We start from the raw sequence: 13706 nt of genomic DNA on the forward strand, positions 1-13706 counted from the left end.
GTAGCTTCCGTTTTTGCCCAAAGATGTCATCGCTCGTCACAGGATAATCAAATATATTCCAACGTTCTTGCCAGAAAGTAACATAATAATCTCTGCTACCATGACTTAAAGTTGGGAAAAAACTGGCTTACTAAGAAAGCAAAGCATTCCAAGTTTTTGGCCCAACAACTCCGTCTACTGCTAAACCGTGACTCTTTTGAAATTGCTTAACTGCTGCTACAGTATGTGGCCCAAAATCTCCGTCAACTTTTAAAGAGTAACCTTTTTTATTGAGGAGTTGTTGTAAGTATTTTACATCGTTGCCTTTGCTGCCTGAACTGATAACTGGTCTAGATGGCATTTTATTTACTCCAGAAATTGAATGTTTGTTTCTACATTTCTAAATTAACTCTTATGGAGTAAAATATGCAGTACCCCCAAGGGTAGTTTACCTAAAAACTATTAATAGCTTTAAATAAAAAAATAGCGATATCTCCCTTTAAGAGCGATCGCTATTGTTGGTTATGAACTAATCGAAAATAACTTAGAATTACTGATAACAATCGGGATTAATTAGTGAAAATTAATAATCGATCGCGTAGAGTTCACTCCAAGTATATTTTCCGACAATTCCATCAACTACCAAACCTTGAGCTTTTTGGAACATTTTTACAGCTGCTTCTGTTTTTTCTCCAAAGATGCCATCGATCTTCAAAGGATAACCGATTACATTTAGGCGATCTTGCAACAAAGTCACATAATAACCTGTGCTATCACGACGTAATATTGGGTATTTACTTGGCTCGTCAGGAAGCAAAGCATTCCAAGTTTTCTCGCCAACAATTCCGTCTACTGTTAAATCGCGACTCTGTTGAAATTTCTTAACCGCAGCTTCAGTAAGTTTGCCAAAATCTCCGTCAACCTTTAAGGAATAACCATAAGAATTGAGGATTTCTTGGAGGAATTTAACATCATCACCTTTGCTACCTTTACTCAAAGTTGGTAAAGAACATTCACATTGAACTTGCATTTTATTGACTCCAAAGATTAAATGTTTGTGTCTACATCTCTAAAGTAACTTTCCCCTATTGAAATATGCAGTACCCACTAGTGTAATTTACCTATTTAGCTAATTCAAACCATTGATTAATTTAGATAAAAAACAGCGATCTCTCTTCAAGAAGAGCGATCGCCATTTTCAAGTCTTATCTAATTAATAAATCGATTAATCGAAAGTAACCCAAAGGGATGAATTATCAGTAAGCGAGTTTTAAAATAGCATCGCCTAAAGCACGCCAAGTTTTTGGCCCAACGATACCATCAACTTTCAAACCGTGAGCTTTTTGGAAGTTTTTGACAGCAGATTCAGTCTCAGCATTGAACTGGGCATCGAAGTGATCCTTCTGATATTTAATAGCAATCAGAACTTGCTGTAAAAAGCGCACTGCTTCACCAGAAGTACCCTTTTGCAAAACGGGCATATTGATTGTTGTAGCTTGCGTAGTGGATTCCATTTTTTTGACTCCAGAAATTGAATGTTTGTTTCTACATTTCCAAAGTAATTATTCTGGAGCAAAATATGCAGTACCCGCTAGGGTAATTTATCTATTTAGCTAATTTAAATCCTTAATTACTTGAGATAAAAAAATAGCGATCGCTAGCAGTTGGAGAGCGATCGCTATTTTTTCTTGTTATCTAGTTAAGGAATCGATTAATCGAAAGTAACTCAAAAGAATAAATTAGCAGCAGGTGAGTTTTAAAATAGCTTCGCCTAAAGCACGCCAAGTTTTTGGTCCAACTATACCATCATCTGCCAAATCACCCTCTGCTTGGAAGTTTTTGACAACTTTTTGAGTTTCAGTTCCGAAGACTGCATCAAAGGAAATCTGATATCCAAGAGCAATCAGGACTTGCTGTAAAAAGCGCACTGCTTCACCAGAAGTACCAATTTTTAAAACAGGCAAGGAGATATTGATTGTTGTTGTTTCGTTAGTGGTTTGCATTTTGTTTACTCTAGAAATTGAATGTTTGTTTCTACATTTCTAAAGTAATTATTCTGGGGGTAAATATGCAGTACCCCGTTAGGGTAAACTTGAAAATTCTCAGTTACTAACAGAATATTGACTCAAATTCCTACACGAAACCAAAGCGATATTCGTTACAACAAACGTTTTCTAGTTCGTTGTGACGACTTCAGTCGTTCTCTTGAGAAAATAAACGACTGAAGTCGTTACAACAGACGATTACAACAGAGGGTTAACCGATGCCTTCAATTACGGGATGGAAGTAGAAAGCTATGCCTAAAACTGTGTAAGCTGCTAATAGTAAAGTTCCTTCCAACCAGTTCGATCGCCCATCCGAACTAATGGAATTAGCAATTAACACAGCTACAGCTACAGCTACTAACTCAAATGGATTAAAATCTAAATCCATTGGTTGACCCAATATAAAACCAGCTAAAACTAATACAGGTGCGACAAACAAAGCAATTTGTAAACTTGAACCTACGGCAACGGAAACGGAAAGATCCATTTTATTTTTCATTGCCACAGTAACAGCTGTAGCGTGTTCCGCAGCGTTACCAACAATGGGAACAATGATTACACCAGTGAACAAAGCTGTTAATCCTAAACTTTCGGTTGCTACTTCCAAAGAATCAACTAAAAGTTCTGATTCCACTGCTACCATCAAAGTGCAAGCTAATAGTATGCCAATCCATAAAGGTAAGTTTACTTTACCACCTGATTCTTCATCAGCAAGATTTGATTCGGCTAATGCTTCTAACTCTTCGGACTCTACATCTGCTACACCTGCATCGTAGAGATAAGAGTGGGTACGCATAGAAAACAGCAAAGTCAATCCGTAAACTATGATTAAGACGATCGCCACTGCGCTAGAAAGAGTTTGCATTGTAGCTTCAGAAATTCCTGGGGAGGTGTAATTTACCATTGTGGGCAATAACATGGCAATTACAGCTAAATTCATAGAAGAAGCGTTAACACGAGCAACTATCGGCTGAAATTCTTGCTCTTTGTAACGTAACCCTCCTAAAAGCATGGAAAGCCCCATGACTAAAAGCAAGTTTCCAATAATTGAACCTGTAATGCTGGCTTTCACCACATCAATAATTCCAGCCTTCAGCGCCACCAAGCCGATAATTAGTTCCGTAGCATTACCAAAAGTAGCATTTAACAACCCCCCCAAGGAAGGGCCAAGAACTACGGCAATTTCTTCTGTGGCAGTTCCCATCCAAGCTGCCAAGGGCAAAATTGCTAAAGCTGAGGTGATGAATATTACAGTTTCACCCCAATGAAGGAAGTGTGCGGCAATGGAAATCGGGATGAAAATTAAAAGGGCTAGGAAAATTTTATCTTTACTCAACATTTAGTTTTCCGTGTTTTGGTTCATTACGTATTATGCACAAGGTTAGAAAAGTATAAAACTAAAGCAGCTAATAAAATCCTTCTTTGGATGTAAAGCGTAGCGGTAATAGTAAAAAATTATTTATTTTATTTACTAAATTTGGGAATTCTTAATTTAAATTTTTAATTGTAGTTAATTTTCATTAATTATTGTGGAACAATTCTAAATTTTAGGTTTTAATCGAGAAAGATAAAAGAAAATACCTACCCTCGGTGTCATGCTTTTATTTCCAAAGTAAAAGATCGTATGTAGTAAGGTTCTCGATCGCTACGGATTACGTCAACTATCTATTAGTCTTTGATCCCCAGCTATAGCCAAAAAATACCGACCTGAAAGGCGAAAAGCCAATCCCAAGGCGGTTTGACAAGCTGTTTAACCTTTCAAATTGGACTTAGTACTTATGACTGCTTTCGCAGATTTACCAACTTCCCTCACTGGGAAAACTGATAACATCACGGCATTAACAACTGATAATCAATCGGGGATCGATCCCCAACAAATTACCGGAGTTTTTGTCACGGTTCACGGACATTTCTATCAGCCACCAAGGGAAAATCCTTATTTGGATGCGATCGAAAGACAACCAAGTGCATCACCTTTTCATGATTGGAATGAACGAATTCACCACGAGTGCTATCGTCCCAATGCCTTCGCAAGGGTATTAAATGACAAGGGAGAACTAGTGGGGATCATTAATAACTATGAATACATGAGTTTTAATATTGGGCCTACACTCATGTCATGGTTAGAAAAATATGATTTAGAAGTTTACCAAAGAATTTTAGAAGCAGACCGGAAAAGTTGCGATCGCCTAAACGGACATGGAAATGCGATCGCCCAAGTTTACAACCACATCATCATGCCTTTGGCGAACACTAGGGACAAATACACCCAAATTCGCTGGGGCAAAGAAGACTTCCGTTCCCGCTTTAACCGCGATCCCGAAGGAATGTGGTTAGCGGAAACCGCCGTAGATTATGCTACCTTAGAAGCGGTAATTGCTGAGGGCATTCGCTTCTTAATTTTGGCACCTTCCCAAGCCCAACGTTGCCGACCTTTACCCACAGCCGAACAACCGGAATCAGAGTGGTTAGAAGTGGGAGGGGCACAAATCGATCCCACCCGACCTTACCGTTGTTTTCTGCCCGGAACTGACAAATTTATCGATATTTTCTTCTACGACGGCCCAATCTCCAGAGATATGGGCTTTAATGATGTGCTCAATAGTTCCCATAACTTAGCGGGACGAATCGGCATGGCAATCCAAGGGGATCGTCGTCCCGCCCAATTAATTTCTGCTGCTACCGATGGCGAAACTTTTGGACATCACAAGCATGGCACAGAAAAATGTCTAGCTTATGCTTTTACCAGCGAGTTTGCCAGTCGGGGTTGGCAAGTTACCAACTTCGCCCATTATTTAAGCTTGAATCCCCCCGCTTGGGAAGTGGAACTAAAACCTGTGACTGCTTGGAGTTGTAGTCACGGGGTCGATCGCTGGCAAGAAGACTGCGGTTGTGGTGGTGGTGGCGGATGGCACCAAAAATGGCGGCGACCTTTGCGGGATGCGTTAGATTGGTTACGCGATCGCTTGATTGAAGTTTACGAGGAAGTGGGACGGAAGTATTTCCTCGATCCTTGGCAAGCTAGGGATGAGTATATTAAGGTGATTCGCGATCGATCTGCTGCTAATGTCGAACATTTCTTAATTAGACATCAATCGCGAAAACTTCAATCCGCAGAAAGAATTGATGCTTTGCGTTTGTTAGAAATGCAGCGTCATGCTTTGCTAATGTACACCAGTTGCGGTTGGTTTTTTGAAGAAATCTCTCGCCCCGAAGGTGTGCAAATTCTCCGCTATGCTTCCCGCGCCTTAGAATTAGCTGGAGAAGTGGCAGGTGTACATTTAGAAAAAGAGTTTGTCGATCGTCTCGCCCTCGCCTCCAGCAACGTCGATACTTTCCGCAACGGCGATGAAGTTTACCGTCAGTTAGTAGTTTCTGCACAGGTTAACTTCCAACAAGTCGCTGCACATTATGCCATTTCTTCTCTGTTTACCACTTATCAACCCGAACATCGCGTCTATTGTTACACCGCTAATCAAGTAGATTACCAATTGCAACGCATGGGGCCGTTAACTTTAGCAGTAGGTCGATTGCAATTGGTGTCAGAAATTACTTGGGAAAGTGCGGATTTAACCTTTGCAGTGTTGCATTTAGGCGGTTGGGATTTCCACTGTTGTATTAAGCGATTTACTACCCGTCGCACTTATACGCAAATGAAAGAGCAATTATTTGATGTTTTGCAACAGGCAAGTGCGGCACAAGTAATTTTAGCAATGGTTAAATTGTTTGGCGATCAAAACTTTAATTTAGAGAATTTGTTTGCTGAAGAACGCCATCGGATTATGCGTTTATTAACGCAAGAAACTTTGGTGCGGTTGGATCAACTTTATACCCAAGTTTATCGGGATAATTTTGGTGTATTGCGGGCATTTCATCGGGATGAGTTGCAAGTACCGCAAGAGTTACAAGTAGCAGCGGAAATTGCTTTGAGTAATCGGGCGATTGTGACAATGCGATCGCTAGAACAAGTAATCAGCGATTCAACTTTTGACGATCCATTAGTGGGATTAGCAGAAATAGGCGAGTTGGAAGCAGTTGCGATCGAAGCTAACAGTATGGGTTGTCAGCTGAAAATCCGCGAAGGTAAGCAAATGATGGAACGGTTGATTTTGCGATCGCTTTGGCATCTGTTACATGATGCTAATCCCACCACAATGGAAGCAGAGATTCATCGTTTAGAACGCATGGTTGATGTTAGCTATCGGCTGAATCTTGGCTTGTCTTTAGACCGGGCACAGGAAATCTTTGCTAATGCTTTGTCGAAGCAAATTATGCCTAACTTAGTTCCGGTAAGCGCGGTTTTGGATGGGGGAAAAGGCGACCGATCTCCTGCTTGGGAATTAACCCAAATGCGTCCATTAATTCGCTTAGCTGAAAAACTCAAAGTTGACATCGACTTTTGGGTAAGTCAGTTACTTTAATTTGGGGAATCTAGATCTCCGACTTTTAGAAGAAGTCGGAGATCGGGAACTTCAAGGAAGCTAGATGATAGTTTTGGATTATCTCTAAAACTACAGTAGAGCCAACTGGAGAAAGTATCGAATGCTAAAGTTAAACACCCACAAAATCAGCCCCGAACAAGTAGAAGCTTTTGCGCGAGACGGCGTTATTTGCGTCAAAAATGTTTTGGATGACATCTGGGTGGAACGGATGCGAACAGCGGTTGACAAGAATGTATTAATTGCTGGCCCTTTGGAAAAGAAAGGTGTGCCAAGACCAGAAGGCCGTGTAGAGCATACTAGTAGTTTATGGCTGGTTGATACTGATTTCCGTGCTTTAGCTTTTGAATCTCCTCTGGCAGCCCTTGCTGCTCAAGTTTTGCAATCAGAAAAACTCAACTTTTTGACTGACGGCTTCTTTGTGAAACAGCCGAAGGCTACTAGCCGTGTTGGTTGGCACAATGACCTACCTTACTGGCCGATACAAGGTTGGCAGTGTTGTAAAATTTGGTTGGCTTTAGATAAAGCCAACCAAGAAAATGGTCGATTAGAGTACATCAAATCCTCACATTTATGGAACAAAGAGCTCTGTGAAGGATCGAACCCCTCATGGTTTATGGAGCCAGAACCTCACGAAATTCTCTCCTGGGATATGGAGCCTGGAGATTGCTTGGTTCATCATTTTTTGACTATTCATCATTCAGTAACCAATGTATCTTCTAATTCAAGACGTGCAGTGGTAACTAATTGGACAGGCGATGATGTTACTTACTATAATCGCCCCAATGCTTGGCCTTTTATTAATCTCGATCGAATCGATCTACCAGAATTTAATTCATTTAAAACTAAAAAAGATGGTGAACCGATCGACTGTGATATTTTTCCAAGAGTTGAACTGCGTCGCTAGTTAAGCATTTTACAAGTCGTTACAGAAATTAAAACTCGGTTATTGCGAGCATTCGTAGCAAACATTTAGGTATTGCATATACTACTTAGGATGTAATCCTATCAAGTTCATCAAGAACATTGTTATCTATATTAAGGTCAAATTTCCGAGCAAAATGAGCAGATGATGCCAGCAATTTTGGCAAGTCTTCTATGAGTAATGTCTTGGGATGACAACCTCCACTAGACCAATCAATATAGCGCAAACGATCGTTTTTTAGTTTCAAGTGAGGTGCGTTAGCAAGTATAGTCTGAAAATATGATTCGTCTGTGTATTTCAGCGTTTTATAGTACTCGGTTAACACATTTTTATGACTGTGAAAATCGATAATGTACTTAGCAGCTTTACTATTGGCACAAAACCATTGACTTCCACTGAAACAAGCAAGTTTTTTGGAAAAAGGAAGGAAAGGTTTTGTTAATAGCGGATGTTCTAAGCATATTTCTAAATTTAGATGCGTCAAGTATTTTTTGGAAAAATTGAAAGCCAACGACTTTGTACAGTATCGTTGATATGAATTTTTTAGCCATAACATATTAGGTTCTAAGTCAGACTTATAAATTTCATAAGTAATTTGCTCATATTGAATATAAGCATCATAAGAATTTGTAGTCAAATCGTCTAATATTTGCTTTGCAGTTTTAATTGGATAATCTGCGCCACTCAGTAATACAAACCAATCCGGTGCATCTGCTGCCTCGTACATTAGTTTAAGTGCTTGTACTGTAGCTTCTACAAGCGAAAAAGCTCCCCATTCAGTCTTTACGTGAGGTCGGACAAATAAGACATTTTTTGACAGAGTATCTACAGATAGATCGCATTTAGCAAAATCATGATGACAAACAATTAACGGATAATTAAACATCCTATTTAACGTATTTATCAGCCTGTATATTTGTAGAGGTTTATTATGAGTTAGTAAAACAAACCCGATCGAATTTTGAGGAAAATTAGACATTTATTTTAGTGAACATTCCGCATCACACTGATTTTTTTTAACAAAAAGCTGATTTTATGTCAATAAGCCATATTAATTAAATTAGTTTTAGATGCGGGGAACAGCGATCGCCCGGTTGGGAATTAACCCGAATGCGTCCTTTAATTAGCTTAGCTGAAAAACTCAAAGTTGATATCAATTTTTGGGTAACTCAGTTAGTAACAATAGGGGGTAAACGACTGAAGTCGTCACAACGAACTTTCATCAGAAACTTAATTGTTATTTATTAACAATAAATTAATTGTTATCTTGCTTACTAGAAAGTGTAACAGTTTTGAATAGATACAATATGTCTACCTTAACTTAGACAAAAAAATAGGCTTTGTCAATAAGTAACATTACTTAACATATTATTAATACATACTCATTTAAAGATATATAAAATCCCTCTTAAGGCTATTTAAAAAAGTTATTTTAATGTTATAAAGTAAGAGAAAGCGTCGTTTGAGAGTGAACAGCAGCAGCTTGTTGCTGTCTTAATTGGCATCGCAAAATCTTTCTTATAAAAATAGCAATCATGAGTATCGTCGAAACCAAACTCGAAGTAACTGATAGTGCATTTCATGTGGCAAGTTACGAAAAGATTGAGTACAGTCTCGTTTATGTAAATGGAGTTTTCGATTCACAAAACTCTGAAATTGCAGACAGTTACCAAAAATTTGGACGTTGCCTAGCAGTTGTAGATGCCAATGTAAATCGATTGGATGGACAAAAAATTCAATCCTATTTCCAACACTACAACATCGATTTAACTGTATTTTCGCTCTCCATCCCAGAACTAGAAAAAAATCTGATAACGATGGAGAAAATTATCGATGCTTTCGCAGAATTTGGCTTACTGCGTAAAGAACCAGTTTTAGTAATTGGTGGTGGTTTAATTACTGATGTTGCAGGTTTAGCTTGTGCGGTTTATCGTCGCAGCAGTAATTATATTCGCATTCCAACTACTTTGATTGGGTTAATTGATGCGAGTGTAGCGATAAAAGTAGCAGTGAATCATAGGAAACTAAAAAACCGCTTGGGTGCTTACCATGCCTCCCAAAAAGTAATCCTGGATTTCTCATTTTTGGAGACTTTGCCAACGGCTCAAGTTCGCAACGGCATGGCAGAATTAGTGAAAATTGCTGTTGTTTCTCAAGCAGAAGTTTTTGAATTGTTGGAGAAGTATGGCGAAAAATTGTTGCATAGTCATTTCGGCTATCTTGGTGACAATTCCGAACTGCAAGAAATCGGTCAAAAAATTAATCATCTGGCAATTAAACAAATGCTGGAATTGGAAGTTTCCAACTTGCATGAGTTAGATTTAGACCGAGTGATTGCTTACGGACATACTTGGAGTCCGACTTTAGAATTAACGCCTCGCATCCCTTTGTATCACGGTCATGCTGTTAATATTGATATGGCGTTATCGGCAACAATTGCAGCGAATCGGGGTTATATTACGACTGGGGAACGCGATCGCATTCTCCAACTCATGAGTAGTTTGGGTTTAGCACTGGATCATCCCCTGCTGGAAATCGATCTGTTATGGCGTGCTACTGAGTCTATTAGTTTAACTAGGGATGGTCAACTACGCGCCGCTATGCCAAAACCGATCGGTACTTGTTTCTTTGTCAACGACTTGACTCGCGAAGAACTAGAAGCAGCAGTAGCAGATCACAAGCAGATTTGCGCTACTTATCCTCGCGCAGGTGCAGGTGTTGACGCTTATGTGCAAACTGAAGAACCGGAATTGATCGGGAGTCGGGGATGAGTGATAGTTTATTGAAAGGCGATCGAGCAAGACCTGTCACACCTTTAGGCATTTTGGTAGAAAAGCTGGAAAAAATCGTCAAAATGGCTGAAACAGCGACGATTCCCACTGAAATTAACAACGCTCTGCAACAAGCATATCAACTAGCCGCTGGCATCGATCCGTATTTAGAAGAAGTGACGACCCAAGAATCTCCTGCTTTGGCGCAGTTGGCGAAACAGACACGCGAAGAACCTTGGAGTAAACACTTTAGCGATCGCGCCACTGTGCGACAGTTAGAACAGGAAATGCTTTCGGGACATATTGAAGGACAAACTTTAAAGATGTTTGTCTATATGACTGGCGCAAAAAACATTTTAGAAATTGGAATGTTTACCGGATATTCGGCGCTAGCAATGGCGGAAGCATTACCAGAAAATGGGCGAGTTATTGCTTGTGAAGTTGATGAATATGTAGCTAATTTCGCCAAAAGTTGCTTTCAAGAATCACCTCACGGCAGTAAAATTTCTGTGGAAGTCGCCCCAGCTTTACAAACTTTGGAAAAATTAGCCGCAGTAGGAGAATCCTTTGATTTGGTGTTTATTGATGCCGATAAAAAGGAATATGTGGATTATTTCAAACTGCTGCTAGATAAGGGTTTGTTGGCAGAAAATGGGTTTATTTGTGTTGATAATACGTTGCTTCAAGGGGAACCTTATTTACCTGCGGAAAAACGTAGTCCTAATGGAGAAGCGATCGCACAATTTAACCACATTGTTGCCCAAGATCCCAGAGTTGAACAAGTTTTGCTACCTTTGCGAGACGGTTTAACTATTATTAGGCGAGTTTAGGGACTGGGGACTGGGTATTGGGGAAAGATCGATCGGGATTTAATGATTTACATGATGCTCAGGATTAATCAAGAAATCTGGTAAATCCGTAAATCCCGATCGAGTTTCCCTGCTGTAATATAAATAGATGAGTAATGATATGAAAGAGCGAATTTTTGCGGTGTTGCAAAATTTAGGGACTTTGGCACTTTTGGCGATCGCATTTCCCTTTAATTTGACTATTGTATTAGCAGCATTATTAGGGAATTTGATTAGTCAACCTTGGCAAAAGTCAAGAGTGAAAAACCCGAATCCCAAAAATATTATGCTGACTGGTGGGAAGATGACAAAGGCGCTGCAACTGGCGCGATCGTTTCACGCGGCTGGACATCGGGTGGTATTAATTGAAACTCATAAATATTGGTTAGTTGGTCATCGTTTTTCTAATGCGGTCGATCGCTTTTATACTATTCCCTCACCGTCAAAAGATCCAGAAGGTTATACTCAAGCTTTATTAGCGATCGCTAAACAAGAAAATATCGATGTTTATGTTCCAGTTTGTAGTCCGATCCAAAGTTATTATGACTCTTTAGCTAAACCAATTTTATCAGGTTGTTGTGAAGTTTTTCACTGCGATGCTGATGTGACAAAAATGCTGGATGATAAGTTTGCTTTTGCCGAAAAAGCGCGATCGTTCGGTTTATCTGTTCCCAAAACTTTTTTGATTACTAACCCAGAAGAAGTGCTAAATTTCGACTTTTCCCAAGAAAAACGAAAGTATATTTTAAAAAGTATTGCTTACGATTCGGTGCATCGCTTAGACATGACTAAATTCCCAATGGAAACTAGGGAAAAAATGGCGAATCATGTTCGCAGTCTACCAATTAGTAAAGACAACCCTTGGATTATGCAAGAGTTCATTCCAGGGAAAGAGTATTGCACTCACAGCACAGTAAGAAATGGCGAATTAAGGGTACATTGCTGCTGCGAATCTTCAGCTTTTCAAGTAAATTATGAAAATGTGGATAATCGGAAAATTTTTGCATGGGTGAGTCATTTTTTCCGGGAATGCAAATTAACAGGACAAATTTCCTTTGATTTTATTGAAGCGGAAGATGGAACGGTTTATGCGATCGAATGTAATCCCCGGACTCACTCAGCAATCACCATGTTTTACAATCATCCTAAATTGGCAGATGCTTATTTAAATGATGAGTCAGATTCCGATTATCCTTTGCAACCTTTAGCTAATAGTAAACCAACTTATTGGTTGTATCATGAAATTTGGCGATTGACGGGGGTAAGGTCGATCGCTCAACTAAAAACCAGATTAAACATTATCTTACGTGGTAAAGATGCCATCTTTCAATTTAACGACCCCCTACCATTTTTCATGGTACCTCATTGGCAAATCACCTTATTATTGCTGAAAAACTTGCAAAAACTTAAAGGTTGGATCAGGATAGATTTTAACATTGGTAAACTCGTTGAAATCGGTGGAGACTAAACTCAGATATTGCTCCAGTAAGGAGGTAGAACCTCCCAAAACCTCGTTCCCAGGTTCAACCTGGGAACGAGAAATAGAGGCTCCGCTCAGGAGTTCAAGATCTCAGTAAAGGTACGTTGTTGCGCTTTATCACTAAAGTTTATCGCTGAAGCGCAACAACTTACTTTATGTTTCATCGATCGCTGTTTTTAATAACTCCTTTACAGGAATTCCTGCTGCTTTTGCCATACAGGGAATCACACTTTTAGTAGCAAAAGAACAATACAAACCAGCTTCTAAAAACCAAGGTTCTCCATTTGGATCGATGCGAAAATCAAATAAACTATAGTGACGACAACCTAAAGCTTGATGACACTTTTTAGCTACTTGTTGAACTTTTTCGGTGAGGGGATCGTTAGGGTCTACAATCCAAGATTTGATGTTATCTTTAGCAGCAAAAAGCAAGTTGCCATCATCTGTTAGTTGGAGTTTATCGGCATGGTTGCGAATGGGTTTTTTCTCAGAGTCTACCAGATACTCTTCCAAGGGTAAACCTACTAGTTCCCCATCTTTAACAATGATGCCACATCTGACTTCTCGACCAAGTTCGATGAATTCTTCAACTATGACTTCCGAATCATATTCAAATGCTTTTTTCAAGGCAGCATCATATTCACTAACATCTTTAACTAATACTACCCCTAAAGAATTGTCAGAAGTTGTAGGTTTAACGACTGCTGGAGGTAGAATTGTGGGAACATCTCCTTGGCGAAGCAGTTCTCCACGAGGTACTTTTACTCCTGCTGCGGCGACAATTGCTTTGGTTCTTGCTTTGTGGGCTGCGATCGCCATAACATCAGGAGTATTCCCAATGTAAGGAATTTTCAGCAAGTCGAATAAACCTCGGTAATAAGTCATTCCCGGAAGACAAAACATTTGTGGTAAAACCAGGTGAATGTTTTGCGCTGTGATAAATTCGATCGCCTCAAACAAAGTCATCGGTTTGGCGACAGCGATATCTTCTAAACTGAGAGAAGCAGGAAATCGCCAATTGCGATCGGGTGTAATATATGCAATTAGAAAGTCATAGCATGGATCTGCTGTTGCTGTGAGACAATCTTGAGCATAAAGGCGGGACAAATCACAGTAAAAATCATTTTCAGCAGACCCAACTAAATGAAGAATACGCAGCGATCGCATGACTCATTTTTTATATGATATTACAATTATATTTTAATAGTTCTATCAGTCA

At 39.5% G+C, this 13706-nt stretch carries 12 protein-coding genes; 5 read left to right on the top strand and 7 right to left on the bottom strand.

From position 1 onward, the window contains the following. Positions 1-130: 130 nt before the first annotated feature. From IQ264_RS00120 to cax, 5 genes are all read right to left on the bottom strand, one after another. Positions 131-340, bottom strand: a complete 210-nt coding sequence (locus tag IQ264_RS00120) for a peptidoglycan-binding domain-containing protein (protein ID WP_193977380.1) — start codon at positions 338-340, stop codon at positions 131-133. A 222-nt stretch (positions 341-562) separates the two neighbouring features. Further along, positions 563-1009 carry a peptidoglycan-binding domain-containing protein gene (locus IQ264_RS00125; RefSeq protein WP_193977382.1) on the bottom strand — a complete coding sequence of 149 codons (447 nt, stop codon included), beginning with the start codon at positions 1007-1009 and terminating at the stop codon, positions 563-565. A 226-nt stretch (positions 1010-1235) separates the two neighbouring features. After that, complete coding sequence (locus tag IQ264_RS00130; protein WP_193977384.1) at positions 1236-1493, bottom strand: peptidoglycan-binding domain-containing protein; 258 nt, start codon at positions 1491-1493, stop codon at positions 1236-1238. A 225-nt stretch (positions 1494-1718) separates the two neighbouring features. Then, positions 1719-1982, bottom strand: a complete 264-nt coding sequence (locus IQ264_RS00135) for a peptidoglycan-binding domain-containing protein (protein ID WP_193977386.1) — start codon at positions 1980-1982, stop codon at positions 1719-1721. Between the two features lie 253 nt (positions 1983-2235). Beyond that, positions 2236-3363, bottom strand: coding sequence for a calcium/proton exchanger (gene cax, locus IQ264_RS00140; RefSeq protein ID WP_193977388.1), 1128 nt, complete (start codon positions 3361-3363; stop codon positions 2236-2238). A 439-nt stretch (positions 3364-3802) separates the two neighbouring features. Between cax and IQ264_RS00145 the strand changes: the two genes are divergently transcribed. Together IQ264_RS00145 and IQ264_RS00150 are read left to right on the top strand one after the other, a co-directional pair. After that, positions 3803-6445, top strand: coding sequence for a DUF3536 domain-containing protein (locus IQ264_RS00145; RefSeq protein ID WP_193977390.1), 2643 nt, complete (start codon positions 3803-3805; stop codon positions 6443-6445). A 121-nt stretch (positions 6446-6566) separates the two neighbouring features. After that, positions 6567-7370: a phytanoyl-CoA dioxygenase family protein gene (locus IQ264_RS00150; protein ID WP_193977392.1), complete on the top strand. Its 804-nt coding sequence runs from the start codon at positions 6567-6569 to the stop codon at positions 7368-7370. Positions 7371-7455: 85 nt separating this feature from the next. On the opposite strand, the gene IQ264_RS00155 is transcribed toward IQ264_RS00150, so the two are convergent. After that, positions 7456-8274 carry a beta-1,6-N-acetylglucosaminyltransferase gene (locus IQ264_RS00155; RefSeq protein ID WP_193977394.1) on the bottom strand — a complete coding sequence of 273 codons (819 nt, stop codon included), beginning with the start codon at positions 8272-8274 and terminating at the stop codon, positions 7456-7458. A gap of 649 nt (positions 8275-8923) precedes the next feature. Here IQ264_RS00155 and IQ264_RS00160 point away from each other — a divergent pair. From IQ264_RS00160 to IQ264_RS00170, 3 genes are all read left to right on the top strand, one after another. Beyond that, entirely contained in the window at positions 8924-10159 is a 1236-nt protein-coding gene (locus IQ264_RS00160; RefSeq protein WP_193977396.1) for a sedoheptulose 7-phosphate cyclase, read from the top strand. After that, positions 10156-10989: an O-methyltransferase gene (locus IQ264_RS00165; protein WP_193977398.1), complete on the top strand. Its 834-nt coding sequence runs from the start codon at positions 10156-10158 to the stop codon at positions 10987-10989. Before IQ264_RS00160 ends, IQ264_RS00165 begins: the two co-directional genes overlap by 4 nt. A gap of 139 nt (positions 10990-11128) precedes the next feature. After that, positions 11129-12475, top strand: coding sequence for an ATP-grasp domain-containing protein (locus tag IQ264_RS00170; RefSeq protein ID WP_228061179.1), 1347 nt, complete (start codon positions 11129-11131; stop codon positions 12473-12475). 165 nt (positions 12476-12640) lie between these two features. On the opposite strand, the gene IQ264_RS00175 is transcribed toward IQ264_RS00170, so the two are convergent. Next, positions 12641-13654 (bottom strand): D-alanine--D-alanine ligase family protein, encoded by a 1014-nt coding sequence (locus IQ264_RS00175; protein WP_193977401.1) that lies wholly within the window; start codon positions 13652-13654, stop codon positions 12641-12643. Positions 13655-13706 lie beyond the last annotated feature (52 nt).

The sequence above is a fragment of the [Phormidium] sp. LEGE 05292 genome, assembly GCF_015207735.1.
GTDB lineage: Bacteria > Cyanobacteriota > Cyanobacteriia > Cyanobacteriales > Aerosakkonemataceae > Floridanema.

Coding starts and splice junctions, on each gene's coding strand:
- IQ264_RS00120 (WP_193977380.1), bottom strand. CDS start 340: ATGCCATCTAGACCAGTTATCAGTTCAGGCAGCAAAGGCAACGATGTA.
- IQ264_RS00125 (WP_193977382.1), bottom strand. CDS start 1,009: ATGCAAGTTCAATGTGAATGTTCTTTACCAACTTTGAGTAAAGGTAGC.
- IQ264_RS00130 (WP_193977384.1), bottom strand. CDS start 1,493: ATGGAATCCACTACGCAAGCTACAACAATCAATATGCCCGTTTTGCAA.
- IQ264_RS00135 (WP_193977386.1), bottom strand. CDS start 1,982: ATGCAAACCACTAACGAAACAACAACAATCAATATCTCCTTGCCTGTT.
- cax (WP_193977388.1), bottom strand. CDS start 3,363: ATGTTGAGTAAAGATAAAATTTTCCTAGCCCTTTTAATTTTCATCCCG.
- IQ264_RS00145 (WP_193977390.1), top strand. CDS start 3,803: ATGACTGCTTTCGCAGATTTACCAACTTCCCTCACTGGGAAAACTGAT.
- IQ264_RS00150 (WP_193977392.1), top strand. CDS start 6,567: ATGCTAAAGTTAAACACCCACAAAATCAGCCCCGAACAAGTAGAAGCT.
- IQ264_RS00155 (WP_193977394.1), bottom strand. CDS start 8,274: ATGTTTAATTATCCGTTAATTGTTTGTCATCATGATTTTGCTAAATGC.
- IQ264_RS00160 (WP_193977396.1), top strand. CDS start 8,924: ATGAGTATCGTCGAAACCAAACTCGAAGTAACTGATAGTGCATTTCAT.
- IQ264_RS00165 (WP_193977398.1), top strand. CDS start 10,156: ATGAGTGATAGTTTATTGAAAGGCGATCGAGCAAGACCTGTCACACCT.
- IQ264_RS00170 (WP_228061179.1), top strand. CDS start 11,129: ATGAAAGAGCGAATTTTTGCGGTGTTGCAAAATTTAGGGACTTTGGCA.
- IQ264_RS00175 (WP_193977401.1), bottom strand. CDS start 13,654: ATGCGATCGCTGCGTATTCTTCATTTAGTTGGGTCTGCTGAAAATGAT.